The sequence below is a fragment of the Altericista sp. CCNU0014 genome, assembly GCF_044923475.1.
Lineage (GTDB): Bacteria > Cyanobacteriota > Cyanobacteriia > Thermosynechococcales > Thermosynechococcaceae > JAAURS01.
This window is the reverse complement of sequence record NZ_CP137338.1, coordinates 3485774-3502434: the sequence shown is the minus strand read 5'-3', so window position 1 is coordinate 3502434 and position 16661 is coordinate 3485774. Positions and strand designations below refer to the sequence as shown.

At 50.1% G+C, this 16661-nt stretch carries 21 protein-coding genes; 8 read left to right on the top strand and 13 right to left on the bottom strand.

The features are described 5' to 3' along the window. Positions 1 to 22 precede the first annotated feature (22 nt). The 3 genes from R6H26_RS16690 to R6H26_RS16680 all read left to right on the top strand — a co-directional run bounded on the left by R6H26_RS16690 (position 23) and on the right by R6H26_RS16680 (position 1009). Positions 23 to 214, top strand: coding sequence for a hypothetical protein (locus R6H26_RS16690; protein WP_404783896.1), 192 nt, complete (start codon positions 23 to 25; stop codon positions 212 to 214). A gap of 158 nt (positions 215 to 372) precedes the next feature. Continuing rightward, positions 373 to 705, top strand: a complete 333-nt coding sequence (locus R6H26_RS16685) for a type II toxin-antitoxin system RelE/ParE family toxin (RefSeq protein ID WP_404783894.1) — start codon at positions 373 to 375, stop codon at positions 703 to 705. Next, complete coding sequence (locus R6H26_RS16680; protein ID WP_404783892.1) at positions 698 to 1009, top strand: DNA-binding protein; 312 nt, start codon at positions 698 to 700, stop codon at positions 1007 to 1009. The genes R6H26_RS16685 and R6H26_RS16680 overlap by 8 nt, the downstream gene beginning before the upstream one ends. A 212-nt stretch (positions 1010 to 1221) precedes the next feature. Here R6H26_RS16680 and R6H26_RS16675 read toward each other — a convergent pair whose 3' ends face one another. From R6H26_RS16675 to R6H26_RS16635, 9 genes are all read right to left on the bottom strand, one after another. Then, the gene (locus R6H26_RS16675) at positions 1222 to 1542 is read right to left on the bottom strand and encodes a type II toxin-antitoxin system RelE/ParE family toxin (RefSeq protein ID WP_404783891.1); all 321 of its coding nucleotides are present in this window, start codon (positions 1540 to 1542) and stop codon (positions 1222 to 1224) included. Positions 1543 to 1553: 11 nt separating this feature from the next. Next, positions 1554 to 1796 (bottom strand): type II toxin-antitoxin system ParD family antitoxin, encoded by a 243-nt coding sequence (locus R6H26_RS16670; RefSeq protein WP_404783889.1) that lies wholly within the window; start codon positions 1794 to 1796, stop codon positions 1554 to 1556. A gap of 239 nt (positions 1797 to 2035) precedes the next feature. After that, the gene (locus tag R6H26_RS16665; RefSeq protein ID WP_404783887.1) at positions 2036 to 2353 is read right to left on the bottom strand and encodes a PIN domain-containing protein; all 318 of its coding nucleotides are present in this window, start codon (positions 2351 to 2353) and stop codon (positions 2036 to 2038) included. Further along, positions 2353 to 2580, bottom strand: a complete 228-nt coding sequence (locus R6H26_RS16660; RefSeq protein ID WP_404783885.1) for a hypothetical protein — start codon at positions 2578 to 2580, stop codon at positions 2353 to 2355. Before R6H26_RS16660 ends, R6H26_RS16665 begins: the two co-directional genes overlap by 1 nt. Then, positions 2567 to 2848 (bottom strand): hypothetical protein, encoded by a 282-nt coding sequence (locus R6H26_RS16655; RefSeq protein WP_404783883.1) that lies wholly within the window; start codon positions 2846 to 2848, stop codon positions 2567 to 2569. The genes R6H26_RS16660 and R6H26_RS16655 overlap by 14 nt, the downstream gene beginning before the upstream one ends. A 21-nt stretch (positions 2849 to 2869) precedes the next feature. Then, complete coding sequence (locus R6H26_RS16650; protein WP_404783882.1) at positions 2870 to 3082, bottom strand: DUF6887 family protein; 213 nt, start codon at positions 3080 to 3082, stop codon at positions 2870 to 2872. After that, the gene (locus R6H26_RS16645; RefSeq protein WP_404783880.1) at positions 3079 to 3207 is read right to left on the bottom strand and encodes a DUF6888 family protein; all 129 of its coding nucleotides are present in this window, start codon (positions 3205 to 3207) and stop codon (positions 3079 to 3081) included. The genes R6H26_RS16650 and R6H26_RS16645 overlap by 4 nt, the downstream gene beginning before the upstream one ends. After that, positions 3204 to 3584 carry a PIN domain-containing protein gene (locus R6H26_RS16640; protein ID WP_404783878.1) on the bottom strand — a complete coding sequence of 127 codons (381 nt, stop codon included), beginning with the start codon at positions 3582 to 3584 and terminating at the stop codon, positions 3204 to 3206. Before R6H26_RS16640 ends, R6H26_RS16645 begins: the two co-directional genes overlap by 4 nt. 2 nt (positions 3585 to 3586) lie before the next feature. Further along, complete coding sequence (locus R6H26_RS16635) at positions 3587 to 3847, bottom strand: hypothetical protein (protein ID WP_404783876.1); 261 nt, start codon at positions 3845 to 3847, stop codon at positions 3587 to 3589. Between the two features lie 54 nt (positions 3848 to 3901). On the opposite strand from R6H26_RS16635, the gene R6H26_RS16630 reads away from it, so the two are divergent. Next, complete coding sequence (locus tag R6H26_RS16630) at positions 3902 to 4036, top strand: hypothetical protein (RefSeq protein ID WP_404783875.1); 135 nt, start codon at positions 3902 to 3904, stop codon at positions 4034 to 4036. Positions 4037 to 4143: 107 nt separating this feature from the next. Here R6H26_RS16630 and R6H26_RS16625 read toward each other — a convergent pair whose 3' ends face one another. The 3 genes from R6H26_RS16625 to R6H26_RS16615 form a co-directional block, all read right to left on the bottom strand. Beyond that, entirely contained in the window at positions 4144 to 5262 is a 1119-nt protein-coding gene (locus tag R6H26_RS16625) for an AAA family ATPase (RefSeq protein WP_404783874.1), read from the bottom strand. Positions 5263 to 5656: 394 nt separating this feature from the next. Further along, on the bottom strand, positions 5657 to 6535 hold the full coding sequence (locus R6H26_RS16620; protein ID WP_404783873.1) for a hypothetical protein: 879 nt from the start codon (positions 6533 to 6535) through the stop codon (positions 5657 to 5659). A gap of 195 nt (positions 6536 to 6730) precedes the next feature. Continuing rightward, positions 6731 to 9805, bottom strand: coding sequence for an LAGLIDADG family homing endonuclease (locus R6H26_RS16615; protein WP_404783871.1), 3075 nt, complete (start codon positions 9803 to 9805; stop codon positions 6731 to 6733). Positions 9806 to 10051: 246 nt separating this feature from the next. Between R6H26_RS16615 and psb35 the strand changes: the two genes are divergently transcribed. Beyond that, a complete protein-coding gene (gene psb35, locus R6H26_RS16610) occupies positions 10052 to 10255 on the top strand; it encodes a photosystem II assembly protein Psb35 (protein WP_404783870.1) in 204 nt (67 codons plus the stop codon). Positions 10256 to 10416: 161 nt separating this feature from the next. Here psb35 and dnaK read toward each other — a convergent pair whose 3' ends face one another. Beyond that, positions 10417 to 12333 carry a molecular chaperone DnaK gene (gene dnaK, locus R6H26_RS16605; protein WP_404783869.1) on the bottom strand — a complete coding sequence of 639 codons (1917 nt, stop codon included), beginning with the start codon at positions 12331 to 12333 and terminating at the stop codon, positions 10417 to 10419. 238 nt (positions 12334 to 12571) lie between these two features. Between dnaK and R6H26_RS16600 the strand changes: the two genes are divergently transcribed. The 3 genes from R6H26_RS16600 to ftsH3 all read left to right on the top strand — a co-directional run bounded on the left by R6H26_RS16600 (position 12572) and on the right by ftsH3 (position 16483). Next, a complete protein-coding gene (locus R6H26_RS16600) occupies positions 12572 to 13069 on the top strand; it encodes an HNH endonuclease (protein ID WP_404783867.1) in 498 nt (165 codons plus the stop codon). A 191-nt stretch (positions 13070 to 13260) separates the two neighbouring features. Continuing rightward, entirely contained in the window at positions 13261 to 14499 is a 1239-nt protein-coding gene (locus R6H26_RS16595) for a bifunctional oligoribonuclease/PAP phosphatase NrnA (RefSeq protein WP_404783865.1), read from the top strand. Positions 14500 to 14641: 142 nt separating this feature from the next. Then, positions 14642 to 16483, top strand: a complete 1842-nt coding sequence (gene ftsH3 / locus R6H26_RS16590; RefSeq protein ID WP_404783864.1) for an ATP-dependent zinc metalloprotease FtsH3 — start codon at positions 14642 to 14644, stop codon at positions 16481 to 16483. The last annotated feature ends 178 nt before the right edge of the window (positions 16484 to 16661 follow it).

Sequence of the window (16661 nt, the reverse complement as noted above, 5' to 3'; positions counted from 1 at the left end):
TCATGCATTCAATAGCACGTTGGTGTCAAATAAAACTCGCATTACAAATACTTTTGCGCTAATTGCTCATCCAGGATGGCTTTTACTTCTTCATCGGTGGGAGGCGGTGCGTCTGTTTACCCAAGTCTCGGACAACGCGATCGCCCTCAACCTAGCTACACACAAGGCGATCGCCCCACTGCAGCAAAATCTTGGGCAAGGCGATCGCACCTAAACTACTGCACGCAAGGGAAGCGCCACAGCCCCACCGACAAATCACAGCGATCGCATTTGCAGGATGCTCGAAGTGCGGGTTCTTGGTGCAAGCTTAGGGTTTGCAAATATGCGAGACAACCGCAGTCTTTAATTTATCATATATGATATTATATCATAATGGATTCATTGATAGTTCGTGAGTATCTGACACGGGAAAATGAAAGCCCTTATCGGGTTTGGTTATCATCTCTCGATAAAACGGTAAGGGCCAGAATTCAAGCACGGGTCATGCGGTTTGAGAGAGGGAATCTTGGGGATGCGAAGCCTTTAGTTGATGGGGTTTGGGAAGCTCGGTTGATGTTTGGAGCGGGATATCGCATTTACTTTGCTCTTGATGGCCATACTGTTTTGCTGCTCTTACTTGGAGGAGATAAACGAACTCAGGAAAAGGATATTAGGCAGGCTCAGCAATATTGGGATGATTATCGAAAGCGAGGGAAAGATGACTAAGCGAGGTAGAAGCAGAGATTGGAATGAAGGGTTGGCTGAAGATCTTCAGGATCGAGAGTTTGCGCGGGAGTTTTTACTAGCGGCAGTAGAGGAAGATATTCCCATTCAGGAAGCGCTAGGTAAGGTTATTCGTGCTTACGGGCTGAAGGAGTTTGCGGCAGAAATTCATTTGCCTAGTTCTAATCTTAGCCGTGCGCTTAAGCCTAGTTCTAATATCACTCAGCAAACGCTGAATCGATTGCTTGAGCCTTTTGGCCTTCGATTGAGTATTGCCCCGGTTAGCGATACGAGAATTGCTGGTTGAGGTCTGCAAAGTCATTTTTGATGATGCATTAAAGCGATCGCCCTCTCTGCTTTTCAGCAAAAGCGATGCAGCTGTCTCCCATCTCAAATCTCGGGCAATGCGATCGCCCTCGAACGACCAACGCATAGGGCGATCGCCCCACTCAAGCAAAATCTTGGGCAGGGCGATCGCTATTCCGTCGGCTAGAAATGCGATCGTATGTGACACTGGCCTCAAGGTTTTTGTGTAAATATGGTCTCAATGTCGCGCGCAGCGTTGAGAACTCTAATAATTTCGATGAAGTCATCGCGTTCGAAATAGAAAATCAACTGGGTATTAAAACCTTTGACTGCCCATCTCCGTAACCCCTGTAAGGTCTGATTTTTTGCGATATAAGGGCTACCGATACCAGGAGTCCGAGCGATCTGAGCAAACGTTTGACGAGCAGCATCAAAGAAATTCAGCGCTACTTCTATGTTGTATTGGGCCAGGTATTCAAAGTGTTTGTCTAGATCTGCACTGGCTTTGGGTGTAATGACAATGCGTTTGGTCATACCTGGTTACGTTAGCGGCTTTCTAGAAGCTGAGCGCGTTTTTGCTCCCACCATTCATCGGTGACTTCAACAGGTGTACCGCTTTCTAGACCTTCCAATAGCTGTTGCTCTAGGTTTTCTGGCATGGCTTGGGCAATATCTTGGCAGATCAGATGGTAAAGATATTGGCTGGAATCGCTATACCCACCTTCTCGTACTTTTGCTTCAATTAAGTCTTTGAGGTGGTCGGGTAGGGAGACGCTGACGCTTAACATCGGTTGTGCCCTCTTGGTGTTTCGATGTTTCTCTATTATGGCTGAGCGATCGCTCCACTTGCCCCAGCGATCGCCCTTAACCTACCAACACACAGGGCGATCGCCATGCTCAAGCAAAATCTTGGGCATGGCGATCGTCTGACCTTACCCCAGATAAGTTCTTAATTCTTCAGGAGAAAGGACTGAAATGGGTGAGTCTCTGAATCCATCAACATCACGAGTGACAATTTCATCCAACTCTAGGGCCATAGCACAGGCGACTTGAATGGCATCTTCAAAATCTGAAAATCCCAGTGCGATCGCTCGTTCAATACATTGCGATCCACTGTGCAGATTTCCATCAGTTCTAACAACCTGATTACGGCTGTGATTGCTGTTTCAGGACTTCTAGTTTGACGACCAACAAGATAATGAACATCTGTTACTGTCGTTGCAGACATGAACCCTTCAATCTGACCTGATTCAATGCCCTTCAGGAGGAACGCAGCATCTTCAACAAAAGGTTCTCGTGCCAGTAATGCATCTAAGAGCACGTTGGTATCAAATAAAACTCGCATTACAAATACTTTTGCGCTAACCGCTCATCCAGGATGGCTTTTACTTCTTCATCGGTGGGTGGCGGTGCGTCTGTTTTGGCAATACCAATGAGGCTTGCGGCTAAGCCCTTCGGCTTGACTGCGGGTTGTTTTTTGGTTTGGAGCGATCGCTGCAAAATCTCGATTAATTGTTGACGATCTCCCACGGACAGTCTCATGGCTTGTTCTTGAAGTTCATGTAGGGTCATAACGATAAAATGGATTAGGATACTTATGTTCTAATTTTAGCCACTCTGACTGAAATGATTGGTTATTTGTGAGTTGGCGCGACCGCCATGCACCAAAAGTCCGCACCCAGACCACTAGTTCGCCCCGCTCAACCCAAGCCTCGGACAACACGATCGCCCTTAAACCACCAACATACAGGGCGATCGCCCCCCTCAAGGAAAATCTTGGGCTAGGCGATCGCTTTTCGGCTTCGGGAAAGGCGCTCCCTATACCCAAAATATCAGGCATTCTGAAAATATGTTTGATTCACTAGTTGGATCCAGCTTCGCCTGTGGATACTTGCTGAATCTTTTGCTCCAGGGTATTTTCCCAATTTGGATCGCCAGGGTCGATCGCGATCATCCGATCTGATGATTTTGAGCGATCGACGTAGAGATGGAAGGCTTTTTGGTCTTGGCGATGGGTTAGGATATACTGACGTAGTTCGTTAAGGCTCATTGCCTCAAGGTTGGCTTCTGTCATGGCTCATACCCTCCAGCGGGCTTGATCTCGAAGTCTATGCTATCTCCAGCAAGCACGTATAAGTTACCAGTCTGCTTATCGATTCTGACCAGTTCAACGGTGTTGAATTGCCACCCAGCGTTCAACGACTATAGGGTTGCTCTATGTTAAGTTCGGGGATGATTCGATAGTGCTTGATGTTAAAAGTGCAAAGTGTTGCGCTGCGTCCAACGGCACAGGCTGCAATTAGGGCATCAATTAACCCAACGTTGTTTGACAAGTGGTAAACCGTAAAGTCGGAAAGGGCACGGGCACAGTCTGTTTCGGTAGGCCAGACGACTGGCAATGGTGCCACTAGTTGCAATGCTTGGCGGACTTTCTGCTTGTTTTGCGCGTCCTGAATCAATTCCATGACAACAAATCCAGGGATGCTTGGAATTTCGGATAAGCTGGCGAACCAGGCGATCGCGGGTGTGTGACCTCGCTGAATATCAATGAGGATATCGGTATCGAGCAAATACATTGTTATGATTGCTCGCGGGTTTCGGCTTGATGGCGTATTTTGCGAGCATGGTCTTGACTGTTCAGAATGTCTGGACGGGAGTTGATGACGCCAGCTTTTTCCCAGTAAGTAATGAGTTCTGCACCTGTTTTGGGTGGATTTTCTAGGTCGGGGCGCAGGGAAAGGATACGGAGAACGTATTCGGTTAAGGGCAATTTTAGTCGGGCTGCTTCGGTAGACAGCTCGTTTTCTAGGTCTGACGGTAACTCTAGGCTAATGTTCATAATTCTGACCTTTTGGGCGATCGATGATGGCGCTTGAGGATTCTTGATTCTATTATGCGCGATCGCCCTCGAACGACCAACACACAGGGCGATCGCCCCGCTCTAGCAAAGTCTTGGGCAAGGCGATCGCCCATTCACAAACTGGCTAGACAAACTTTGAATACTCTACGCTTATTTGTCATTGGCTAGATGTGGAACTGTATCCATCAATGCTCTCGGAACATTGCTAACCAACTCTGGAGATTAGGTTTCATTCTTCAATCTCACCTACAATAACTAGCCTCACTTAGGCAAAGTTACATATCAGAAATAGGCAGTTTTTCGACTGAATCATAATTTGTACTCTTTCTTAGCATGGCCCTCAAACACATTCTGTACTTTGGATCAGAAAAACAATATGCATCACCTTTAGGAGATCGCTTAATTATTGGATTATCTTGAGTTGACAATCCACTCAAAATCTGAGGAATATTTAAGGTTAAATTATTTGTAGACGATGGGAATTCTCTTCTAAGAATAGATTCAACATCAGACCATTTAAACTCCTCAACTTCAATCAGACCAAGTGAATACAGTGTTTGATTTCTTCTGCCAACAAGAGTACTACGCTCATTCATCATTGACTCTATGACTGTATAATTTGATGCAAGAGATTGATTGAGCCAGAATTTATCAGCCTCATCTAATAAACGAAATTCTATTCTGCGACCAACTTTCTCTCCAAGAAATGCAAGTTCTAAGCAAAACTCATGTATTCTCTGAGGCAAACGATCAGTTACCCAGGAAATATGGGACTCAAGATCACTAATGTTATCAATCGAGTATTTTAGCTCCTGAATAAAACCTTGATTAATAAGGTATTTACACTGCTCTAAGGTCATCCTTGAAACCTCAGGTAACTCTCTAATCCGATTGGCTACAGTAGCTAGATTTGGCGTTGCTTGATAATACTCGCGCAGATCACCAGGCACACCAACTATTAAAATATTTATTTTGTAAAAGGCATAACGTTCATCATCCAGTAGGGTTATAATGTTTGCTAACTCAGTCAAAAGATTTTGATCAGATCTAATAGACTCAAGATTATCAAGCACAAGAATTGCTTGTCCATCACCGCTCAAGCTGCGAATATGGCTTAGACACGCTTCAAAAGGTTCTTTTTCGCTAAAACTATACTGATTTTGATGCTGTAACCCTCCGGAAGCAATGCCCGCACTCAAATCTGCTTTTTTTGTCTCACTATAACCAGTTTGTCTTGCTTGTTTTTCTCTGTTTACTAAATTTGAGAACTCAGCATTAATAGATTTAAGTCTAGATGCATTTGCCAAATTGGCAATATACACATTAACACCTAGATTCTTCAGAACTTTTTTGTATAACCAAGTCTTTCCACTGCCACTCTCTCCATATATCAACAGCTTAGTGGTGCAGAAAACTCCTGAAACCCTGTAAACTCGTTATTCTCAACAAGGCCATTTATTGAGAATATACAAAAAATTAACGGAAATAGGTAGCTTGAGCCTATGGTAAATCCGCTCTAAATAGGCCTAAAAAGTTTTCTGCACCACTAAGATATCAACAGATGCATACCACTGCGTAGACCTTTCGTTAATGCGGATTCCAACTCTGGTCGGTCTACATACATTGATTCATTGACATCTGAAGCCCTCGGAGTAAAAACCTCTTCTGGTTTTTTCTGATCCTGCAACATATTTTTTATGTAATTCATCAAAATTCTTTCAGACGTTTAACGCCACTCTTGAAAATGTTACAGAAATGCCTCTAAAAAGAAGCTTATACCTAACCGAATTAAGAGCAGCTACTGAATCCGCACACCAGACAGGCCCCACCAGAGCAACCATTCATTGCCTGCAACTCAGAGCCACATTCAGCACAAAGACCCATTCGATGATTGTTCTCCGATAAATCGAGTAACGAAGGCGATAACAACTCGCTACCTAATTTCACTACAGACTTGCCATTCTGAGAATTGCCCAAAGGCATCGCAGCCTCAACCTTCGCAGGTTCCAGCACAGTCGCCGCGGATGTCCCAGCCTGTTCCACCGCCACCGGAGCAGCAGCCCCAACCGCCAACGTCGCCGGAGCCTCCTGCAACACCTTGCCAATCAGATCCGCCAACCCCAACACCCGATGGGGGCCAAGCCCTTCAGAATCCGCCCCGCGAATGCCGCGCAACTGCCGTACAATCTCCGCAACAGGCACCTGATAAGTCAACAGCAAATTCGTCAACCGACAGATCGCCTCGCACAGCGACTGAATCTCCGTCCCCGACTTGCCCGCCACCAGCCACAGCGACGCTAGCCCCGCCGTCGAATAGCTTAAGTGCGCCTCAATATTGCCCCAAGTAAACGTTGGAATCGTGCGGTTGAGCGAAAGTTCGTACCCAGCAGGTAAACTTGCATGCGCAGTCGGAGCCGCCACCTCTTCCACCACAGGTTGAACCTCCGGTGCAGGAGCCGTCGCCACAGCAGACGTTGCAACGGGTGCCTCTGGGTCAGCAAACGCTTCAGGAAATTCCGTTGCCAAATCCAAAAGCGCCTGAATCCGAACTGCCTCTTGGCGCTGGTTCCCTTGCGTTGTGCTAACGCTAGCCTGCGCCCCCTCCGGGTCAAAAAACGCTTCAGGGAAAGAATCGACTAGGGTCAATAAAGCTTGTGTACTTGCCATTGTTTAAATACCAAATCATTTGCATCGCTGGGTGAGCGGAGTCGAATCCCAGCATCGGCGGAGGTGTTGGGTTCGGCTTCGCTCACCCAACTTAGACTTTTCGTATTTTTTTGGTTTGGTCAGCTCATTGGGGATGATTCTTTCTTCAATGAGTTAGCCTTACCTGAAACAGGGAGACTTAGGGGAGAGATTCTCTTAACTCCCAGATTTCTCCGCATCGCCCACCTTAATCGGCTCCGACTCCAGCGTCCCAGAACGATAAATCGTCACTCCCTTCAAACCCGCCTTCGCCGCCAAACGATAAATCTGCTTAATTTCATCCACCGTGGCATGACTGGGCAGATTAATCGTTTTAGAAATAGAAGAATCAATCCAGTCCTGCCATTTAGACTGCACCAGAATGTGCCAGCCCGGTGGCACTTCCCGCGCAATCTTAAACGCTGCCGTAATATCGGGATGCTGCTTCGCAAATTCAGTGCCCTTGAGGGAACCCGATCGCTTCACAATTTCCGCATCCGCTTCCGAGAGATTTAGGTCTTCCAAATACGGGTTCAGGATTTGAATCCAGTTTTGCTCGTTTTTAGACGCATCCACAAACACCTGCTTCCACATCGTCAGCCCAAAGTCTGGCTCAAAGGCCCAAGAACAGGCCGCAAGCTGAGCGATACTGCCCGTCGGCGCAATGGACAGCACCGTGGAGTTGCGGCGCGGCACTTGGGTTAAGTCCTGCCGATGAGAGGCAAGGGCTTCTTCGCCGTTGTACTGATTGCCTTCGCTGTCCACCCAGCGCTCAAAAATGTTGCCCGTCCGCACATCCTGGATCTGGGGCCACACGCCGCAGGCTCCCTTCTCTGCCGCCAGCGCCTCCGAAGCGCGATAGGCATAGTTCGCAATCCACCCGCCCCAGCGATCGATTTCGTCTAGGTGCTGGGGGGAGTCGTAGGCAATCCGCGCCTGCTTGAGGTAATCGGCCCAGCCCATGATGCCCAGTCCCAACTGCCGGAACACGTTCCGTACATTGTGTTTTTGGTCGGGGGTGGCAAATTCCGCCACGCTCAGGACGTTGTCTAGGAATCGAGTCGAAATAGCTACGGTTTCCGCCAAGTCCTGCCAATCAATCTCGATCTCGCCGTTGGGTTGACGGTGGATAAACTTCGTCAGCACTAGGGAAGCAAGGTTGCAAGCACTGTTGGGCGGTAAGAAGATCTCGCCGCAGTTGTGAGCCACTAAGCCATTGGCATCAAAACAATGCGGCCCAGGTACCGTACAGTCATAGACTTCTTCAATACCATCGGCTGCGATCGCCGCCACCGTCACAGAAAACCGTTCTCGGTTAGGAGTCCGCACATACTGACCCATCAGCATTTCAAGTTTTTCTGCCTTGGCAGGATCTTGAAATCCAATCGTTTCTGCAAACCGACCCAAATTGTCCCCAGCAACAATCAGCTCGTGCTGTGCTTTACAGAAGTATGCTGCAAGACCGCCATTGCCATCAGGAAGAAGGCGATCGCCAGCCTCTCGCCGATTTTTATAAAGCTTACAAGCAATCCCCATCCGAGCCAGCATGCGCTGTACAGCTTCAAGGGTTGCCAGATCGCTTTGAGCTAGACGAACGCTGACTCCCTTTGTTTGATGACCTTGGACGCTCCCATCTGCATCGAATAGACCGCGCAAGAATCCTTGATAAAAGGCAAAACTAGCTTGCTCAACTTCAGCCGTTACGGTTTTAGCGCCTCTGCTAATGCCAAATCGTTGTGCCAGTTCGGCCAGCCGTGTTGTTGCCACAATGCTCTTTTGTTGGGCGATCGCCTGAGTACCCGTTACAGAATAAACCCGACCAACACTACTTTTCTTTTCAATCTGATTGAGCAAACTGACTGCATAACCCATCATTACAGGATTATCATCGCCCCAGAATCCAAGAATGCCCTGCATCTCGCCTTGATTATTGAGCGCAAAGGTTCCATCTCCCACTAGGCTACCGAGCAGCCAGCCTTCATCAAAGGTACCAGCGCCTTCCCAACCTTCCGAAACACGGTGGTCGTGAAGCATCAGGCGATCGCCCGGTTGAAGATCTTCTGCTGCCACCCATTCGGTGTACTGGCGATACCGAGTCTGCGCTGTCACTTTCAGCATTCTATGGTTTCCCGTCAACCGCAGCCGATACCCTTCCTGAGTTTGAAGGCTCAGTACAGGTTTAACCCCCGTCGAGAAGAAACCTTCAGACGTAGTGCTAAACAGCTCCCCATTCACGTAAGTGCTGTGCTGTTGCCCCACTAAATCTTTGACCTGACGTGGTCCCTCACCCGTATGCACCCAAGTGTCTGCTGTTACGCAAGGATTCGTGCAGGTCACAAAATCGCGGATGGGGCTGCGGCGCTTGGCGTTGTCGATCAACAGCAGGCCAGGGTCAGCCGTCGCGTGGGCATTGCTGGCAATCTTGTCCCATAGCTCGTGAGCAAAACCGTCTCCCGCATCCAACTGCGCGAAAAACTCATCGTCGAGCTGTACGGAAATATTGGCATTGTGCCAACGGCGATCGCGTTTTCCTTCAGGACTCAAATGCGTCTCCACCCAAGCCGTTGCGAGCTGCTGATTAATTTCGCGGAATTTTTCTTGCTTTTCCGCCAACGGCACATCGCTCTGCACCAACTGAGCCATCTGCTCGATGACCGACTTCGTGACTCCAGCATCGATCGTGGATTGCGTCTTGGCCTGAATAAACTCCAAAATGTCGGGGTGCTTCCAATCCATCGAAAACAAAAACGCACCGCGCCGCGCCTTATTCCCCGTCGTAATCTTCTTAGAATTTTCCGACACCATATCCAGGACCGCGCAAGGCCCCAGCGCTCGCCCATCCTGAAATGGCGAACCCTTCGGACGGATGTAGCCCTTTTGCCCTTCCGCTCCGATATTGATGCCCACCCCGCCCCTAAACTTAGTGGTCAGCACCGCATCGGAGACCAGCTTAGTAATGTCGTGGATATTGTCCTCTGCCGACAGCACAAAGCAGTTCAGCAGACCTCTAGTGCCGTGGTCGCAGTTGGCCAGAATCGACCCGCCCGGCACCAGCTTCATCGGAATCAAAATCGACAGAAACTTTTCTTCCCAGTAGTCGCGCAGCTCCGGTGTCGTTTCCGCACTGGCCACAAACCGAGCCACGCGCTCCACCACTGCTTCCCAGGTGGATTCGCCATTGACAAAATATTTTTGTAAAACCGCTCTTTGGGATTCGCTGAGTTCGACGCGAGGGGATTGAGATACAACCATAGGACCATCTCTAGAGCTAAATGTAACGAGGAAAGAGTTCTATATCTAGCGCCATAGCTAAGCAGAACAATCTAACCCCCGCTAAGTCTAGTATCGCTCTTCTATGGTGTCAAGTCGTGGCATCAGAAAATCCGAGTCTTGAAAAAATGCCGTTGGATGGGGAAAACAACCCAGTACCGCCTTGAAAAAGCGAGTATTCTAGAAACAATCCTTATCTTTAATGTTTCGTTACTGGATACTGCTCCTATGCTTTTTGCCTTCAACCTGACGACCTTAACTGGAACGGGTTCGCATTCTCTCTATGCGTTCTATGGAGTATTGGCCCTCGGTTTTTTTGCTGCCGTCTCCCTAGGGTCGATCGCCTTTTATAACTCCAAGCGTCCCGTCGGTTGGGAAGGCAAAGAGCGTCCGTCCTATTTGCCAAAAATTGATACTGAAGACGAACAGTAACGCGCAGTAACCTCCTTTAAAGCACGCGCGAACCCCTACAAAAAATCCCCCCTGCAAAAAGAGTGCATCAGGGGGGGGACTTGTAAGGAGCAATCTGCAACGGCAATAGATCCACAGGAAAGGCTTACCCTAGCATTGACTGGGGTAAGCCTTCCTTCTAGCTATTTGCTTTCTGAAAATTCAGCGTCAATCACATCGTCTTCAGAACCGGAGCTACCCGCAGAGGCTTCAGGTCCGCCCGCACCAGCATCTGAATCGGGTGCCGCACCTGCTGCCCCAGCCTGCTGATACATGCTCGTTCCAATCGCGTAGAGAGCTTGCTGAAGTTCTCCAGTGAGGGACTTCATCTGCTCCGTGTTGTCGGCGGCGATCGCCTCTTCCAGAGACCCGATCAGACCTTCGATCTTATCCTTGTCCGCAGCAGGAACCTTATCGGCAAACTCGGCCACTTGCTTTTTAGCTTGATAGACCAGCGTATCGGCTTGGTTTTTGACCTCTACCTTTTCCTTACGCTCGCGATCCGCTTCAGCATTGACTTCGGCATCCTTAACCATGCGGTTCACTTCGTCATCGGATAGTGTAGAAGCGCCCGTGATGCTAATAGACTGCTCCTTGCCGCTACCCTTATCCTTGGCAGCGACGTTGAGAATACCATTGGCATCGATGTCGAAAGTCACTTCGATTTGAGGGACGCCCCGCTGAGCTGGAGGAATACCGTCAAGCCGGAAGGTTCCTAAGCTCTTGTTGTCGCTGGCCAGCTCGCGCTCGCCCTGAAGGACGTGGATTTCTACATTGGTCTGACCGTCTACAGCAGTCGAGAAGGTTTCTGACTTTTTGGTGGGGATGGTGGTATTGCGCGTGATGAGCTTGGTCATCACCCCGCCCAAGGTTTCCACGCCCAGCGATAGCGGCGTGACATCCAACAGCAGAATGTCTTTGACTTCACCAGCTAACACGCCCGCCTGAATCGCCGCACCGACCGCTACCACTTCATCGGGGTTTACAGTTTGGTTCGGCATTTTACCGAGCACCTGACGCACCAACTCCTGCACCGCAGGAATCCGGGTGGAACCGCCCACCAGCACGATTTCGTTAAGCGCGCTCTTGTCGATCTTGGCATCCCGTACCGCATTTTCGACCGGAACGCGACAGCGATCGATCAGGTCGGCGCACAGCTCTTCAAACTTGGCGCGGGTCAGGGTTGTATCCAAGTGTTTCGGACCGTCTTGGGTTGCCGTAATGAACGGCAAATTGATTTCAGCCTGAGTGACGCTAGACAGTTCGATCTTGGCCTTCTCCGCCGCCTCCGTAAGGCGTTGGAGGGCTTGACGGTCTTTGCGCAGGTCGATGCCTTCTACCTTTTGGAACTCAGAGGCCAAGTAATCTACGATTTTCTTGTCAAAGTCATCGCCACCCAAGTGCCCGTCACCGGAGGTGGACATGACCTCAAATACGCCGTCGCCCACTTCTAAAATAGACACGTCGAAGGTACCGCCGCCCAAGTCGAAAACCAGAATGGTTTCGTTGCTCTTGCGGTCTAAGCCGTAAGCCAAGGACGCTGCCGTCGGCTCGTTGATAATCCGCAGCACTTCAATCCCCGCAATCTTGCCCGCGTCCTTGGTGGCTTGACGTTGGGAATCGTTAAAGTAAGCCGGAACAGTAATGACGGCTTGCGTCACCTTTTCGCCCAAATATTTGCTGGCATCGTCCACCAGCTTCCGCAGGACCTGAGCCGAAATTTCTTCAGGAGAGAACTGCTTCCCTGCTGCAGGACAGTCAATTTTAACGTTGCCGCCCGCATTCAAAACTTTGTAAGACACTTCAGTCATTTCAGTGCCCACTTCATCGACTCGACGACCGATAAAGCGCTTCACCGAGTAGAAGGTATTTTCTGGGTTCATGACAGACTGACGCTTGGCAATCTGACCTACCAAGCGATCGCCATTTTTTGCAAAAGCTACGACGGAAGGCGTTGTGCGGAAACCCTCGGCATTTGCGATTACCGTGGGTTTACCCCCTTCCATTACCGCAACACAGGAGTTTGTAGTACCCAAGTCAATTCCAACCACTTTTGCCATAAGACGTTTCTCGCTCCTTGATCGTTAAATTGGCTTATCGCCTGCACTCTCCTTCCTATAGTGGCGCTCTGACGCAGAAAGCTTAAGGCGTATTTACCGAACCTACCGTAATCGGTTGCGACCTCGTGCGGCAACGCTAAAGCGGGCGATTTCGATCTGTACGGGCGTGAATGGGGCAAAAGCTAGCTCTCATAGGAGCTGTGTTAATATTTGTAGAAAAGCTCTTTGTCAAGCTTTTATGGGCAAAGTTTTGGTTCTTAACGCCTCCTACGAGCCGCTGAACATTACAAGCTGGCGTCGTGCAATTGTTTTACTGCTCAAAGAAAAAGCAGAACAAGTCGAGCATAACGGGAAATGCGTGTATGCCGATCTGCCCTTGCCGACAGTGATTCGCCTGCGTCACTTCGTGCACCTACCCCATAAAGAGATTTCTTTAACCCGCCGCAATATTCTGAACCGTGACGGTCACGCTTGCCAATACTGTAGCTATAGCGGTGAAGATTTGACCCTAGACCACGTCATGCCAAAATCGCGGGGCGGTGGCGATAGCTGGGAAAATATCGTGACGGCCTGCGTCAAGTGCAACGTCAAAAAAGGGAATCGTACCCCTCAAGAAGCGCGCATGCCCCTGCGCCAAAATCCAAGACGGCCTTTTAGCAGTTTGTATTTTGAAGTTAACAAACAGGTTCAGAATGGCGGGCATCAAGAGTGGCGCAAGTATATGATCGGGTTATGACCCAAACTCTAGCCCATGTGGAAGAACGACGCGATCGTCGCGCTACTCTCGTAAGAGGTGTGCGGGTTTGTGGGTCTATCAGTTACGATCGAAGGATTGAGGTTGCCATTGCTCCGCGCTAGAACCTAGCGCGGCTAGACGTCATCCCTCAACTGTCAACCCCTCACCCTCTGAATACTTCTGAGCGTCCTATGGTGCCGAGTTCTTTGTCTTCTGTCGATGTTGACCCGCTGTTGGAACTACACCCAGTCGAGACTCTGCGAGGAGACAGCGAGAAAATCCTGTCTCGGTCTGGATTTCCTAACCCAGCCCAGCGCGTTGTCGATAACCGTGGAGACGCTCTGATCCGCGTCCTCGATAAACATCGAGGCGAGAGACATCTTGTTATTTTGCAAGACTTTCCAGACCCAGATGCGCTGTCTTCAGCTTGGGCCTACAAGCTGATCGCAGAGCGTTTTGATATCCAATCCGATATTGTCTATGGCGGCACCCTCAGCCATCAGGAAAATATTGCCCTCGTGAAGTTGACCGGACTTCCCATCCAGCGCTGGAACTGCCCCACGGCTAAGGGAAAGGACTGGTCGATTTACAAAGGCTGCGTTCTGATCGACAACCAAGGGACGACCAGCCAGCTTTTACCGATGGCCCAACAGGCTCGAGTTCCGGTTTTGGTTGTCATCGACCACCACAGCACTCAGGACGATCTTCAAGCTGAATTTGTAGATATTCGCACCCACACCCGCGCTACAGCCACCATTCTGACCCAGTATCTCCAGGCTGGTTTGCTCAATCTCGACAGCAACACTGGCGAACACGTGAAATGCGCGACGGCGCTCATGCACGGGCTCAGATCCGATACCAATGGGTTGCGACAGGCCCAAGAAGAAGACTTTTTGGCCGCAGCTTACCTGAGTCGGTTTTACGACGCGCAGATGCTCAACACAGTTTTGCAATCGACCCGCTCCAAGCAGGTCATGGATGTGATCGAGCGATCGCTGAAGAACCGTTCTATTCAGAACAACGTCAGCATTGCTGGGGTAGGTTTTTTGCGTTACGACGACCGCGATGCCATCCCTCAAGCCGCTGACTTTTTAATTACTGAAGATAACGTCCATACAGCGGTCGTTTACGGCATCGCCCACGACGAAGATGAAGAGCTAGAGTTAGTGGTCGGCTCTCTGCGGACCACTAAGATTACCCTCGACCCCGATGAATTTATCAAAGAAGCATTCGGACAGGACGCGCAAGGTCGGTTCTTTGGTGGTGGGCGATCGCTGGCCGGTGGGTTTGAGATTCCAATGGGCTTTTTGTCGGGTCTTAACGAAAACTCTGAGTACGCCAAACTCAAATGGAGCGTCTTCGACACGCAGATCAAGCAAAAGCTCCTGCGCCTCATCAACCCTGAGGGCAGCATGATTCGAACCAATTAACCAAACTGTATCTTTCAAGCTGCCTCTTTAAAAAAGATCTGCATGCATTGCTGTGCAGCGTCTTTCTGAGATAAGTTAACATTAGTTAATAAAACCGTATAACCACATCCGGCCCCCACTCAGCCAGGAGGACATAGATTCCGTGAATAACAAGCGATGGAGAAATGCAGGACTTTACGTCCTATTAGGGATTGTTGTCTTAGCCTTGGCAACGTCGCTCTTGGATAGGCAGCCTGTTGCCAAAGAAAGCTGGCGCTACAGTCAGTTGATCGAGGCTGTAGAAAAACAGCAAATTGAGAAGATTGGCTTGAGTGCCGACCGCAGCCAAGCCCAGGTCGTGACTGCCGATGGAACTCGGGTGCAGGTCAACCTTCCCCCCGATCCGCAGCTGATCGATATCCTGACCGAAAACAAGGTAGACATTAACGTACTACCTCCTAGCGATGAAGGGTTCTGGGTGCGCGCGTTCAGCACGTTCTTAGTCCCGATCGCCCTGCTGGTGGGATTGTTTGTTCTATTCCGTCGAGCTCAGAACGGACCTGGGAACCAAGCCATGAACTTTGGCAAATCCAAAGCGCGAGTCCAGATGGAACCTCAGACTCAGGTTACATTTAACGATGTAGCGGGCATCGAGCAGGCCAAGCTAGAACTTAGCGAAGTTGTAGACTTCTTGAAAAATGCAGATCGCTTTACCGCCGTAGGAGCCAAAATTCCAAAAGGTGTTCTGTTGGTCGGACCTCCTGGGACTGGAAAGACCCTTTTGGCTAAAGCTGTCGCTGGAGAAGCAGGCGTACCGTTCTTCTCGATCTCTGGTTCTGAATTCGTCGAGATGTTTGTGGGTGTGGGTGCGTCCCGCGTCCGCGACTTATTCGAGCAGGCTAAGTCTAACGCGCCTTGTATCGTGTTTATCGATGAAATTGACGCTGTGGGTCGCCAGCGGGGTGCTGGTCTCGGCGGTGGGAACGACGAGCGCGAGCAAACGCTCAACCAGCTCCTCACGGAAATGGACGGGTTTGAAGGCAATACGGGCATTATCATCATTGCAGCGACCAACCGCCCTGACGTACTCGATTCCGCTCTCCTTCGTCCCGGTCGCTTCGATCGCCAAGTGGTGGTGGACCGCCCCGACTACAAGGGCCGTCTCGAAATCCTCAACGTTCACTCTCGCGGCAAGACGCTGAGTAAGGATGTGGATCTTGAAAAGATTGCCCGCCGAACCCCAGGTTTTACGGGTGCGGACTTGTCAAACCTTCTTAACGAATCGGCTATTCTCGCCGCTCGACGCAATTTAACTGAAATCTCGATGGACGAGGTCAACGACGCCATCGATCGCGTGTTGGCTGGGCCTGAGAAGAAAGATCGCGTCATGAGCGAGAAGCGTAAGGTGCTGGTGGCTTACCACGAAGCAGGTCACGCGTTAGTGGGCGCGCTGATGCCGGACTACGATCCGGTTCAAAAAATCAGCATCATCCCTCGCGGTCGTGCGGGGGGGCTGACTTGGTTTACCCCGAGCGAGGATCAAATGGAGTCTGGCCTTTACAGCCGCTCTTACCTCCAAAATCAAATGGCGGTTGCCCTAGGCGGTCGCATTGCCGAAGAAATTATCTTTGGCGAAGACGAAGTGACGACGGGTGCCTCTAACGACCTCCAGCAGGTGGCGCGAGTGGCGCGACAGATGGTGACTCGGTTTGGGATGAGCGATCGCCTGGGTCCTGTCGCCCTCGGTCGCCAGCAAGGCAATCCCTTTATGGGACGAGACATCATGGCAGAGCGCGATTTCTCCGACGAGACAGCCGCCGCCATCGATGATGAAGTCCGCAACCTAGTAGACCAAGCCTATCGACGCGCTAAGGATGTGTTAATCAAGAACAAGCTAGTGCTCGACAAGATTGCTGACATGCTGGTTGAGAAGGAAACCGTTGACTCGGAAGAGCTTCAGGGGATTCTGAACTCCAGCGATGTGACCATGGCGGCGATCGCCTAGCTAGGCTACAGTCCATCTAAAAATTAAAGCCCAGTCCTTTCCTGAGAAACGGCTGGGCTTTTTTTGCGTCTAAAGTCAGAGTAAAAGGGTTTCGCTATCCATCGCCAGCAGGTCGAATGTCCCCATCAAGAATATCGACGAGAGGGAAGACCGCTCGTCTAGCAATCCTAGACTCCCA

Coding starts and splice junctions, on each gene's coding strand:
- R6H26_RS16635 (WP_404783876.1), bottom strand. CDS start 3,847: ATGAACATTAGCCTAGAGTTACCGTCAGACCTAGAAAACGAGCTGTCT.
- psb35 (WP_404783870.1), top strand. CDS start 10,052: ATGCTTTTTGCCTTCAACCTGACGACCTTAACTGGAACGGGTTCGCAT.
- R6H26_RS16630 (WP_404783875.1), top strand. CDS start 3,902: ATGCGCGATCGCCCTCGAACGACCAACACACAGGGCGATCGCCCCGCT.
- R6H26_RS16595 (WP_404783865.1), top strand. CDS start 13,261: ATGGTGCCGAGTTCTTTGTCTTCTGTCGATGTTGACCCGCTGTTGGAA.
- R6H26_RS16680 (WP_404783892.1), top strand. CDS start 698: ATGACTAAGCGAGGTAGAAGCAGAGATTGGAATGAAGGGTTGGCTGAA.
- R6H26_RS16640 (WP_404783878.1), bottom strand. CDS start 3,584: ATGTATTTGCTCGATACCGATATCCTCATTGATATTCAGCGAGGTCAC.
- R6H26_RS16660 (WP_404783885.1), bottom strand. CDS start 2,580: ATGACCCTACATGAACTTCAAGAACAAGCCATGAGACTGTCCGTGGGA.
- R6H26_RS16600 (WP_404783867.1), top strand. CDS start 12,572: ATGGGCAAAGTTTTGGTTCTTAACGCCTCCTACGAGCCGCTGAACATT.
- R6H26_RS16615 (WP_404783871.1), bottom strand. CDS start 9,805: ATGGTTGTATCTCAATCCCCTCGCGTCGAACTCAGCGAATCCCAAAGA.
- R6H26_RS16620 (WP_404783873.1), bottom strand. CDS start 6,535: ATGGCAAGTACACAAGCTTTATTGACCCTAGTCGATTCTTTCCCTGAA.
- R6H26_RS16655 (WP_404783883.1), bottom strand. CDS start 2,848: ATGCCTGATATTTTGGGTATAGGGAGCGCCTTTCCCGAAGCCGAAAAG.
- R6H26_RS16685 (WP_404783894.1), top strand. CDS start 373: ATGGATTCATTGATAGTTCGTGAGTATCTGACACGGGAAAATGAAAGC.
- R6H26_RS16665 (WP_404783887.1), bottom strand. CDS start 2,353: ATGCGAGTTTTATTTGATACCAACGTGCTCTTAGATGCATTACTGGCA.
- R6H26_RS16670 (WP_404783889.1), bottom strand. CDS start 1,796: ATGTTAAGCGTCAGCGTCTCCCTACCCGACCACCTCAAAGACTTAATT.
- dnaK (WP_404783869.1), bottom strand. CDS start 12,333: ATGGCAAAAGTGGTTGGAATTGACTTGGGTACTACAAACTCCTGTGTT.
- R6H26_RS16650 (WP_404783882.1), bottom strand. CDS start 3,082: ATGACAGAAGCCAACCTTGAGGCAATGAGCCTTAACGAACTACGTCAG.
- R6H26_RS16675 (WP_404783891.1), bottom strand. CDS start 1,542: ATGACCAAACGCATTGTCATTACACCCAAAGCCAGTGCAGATCTAGAC.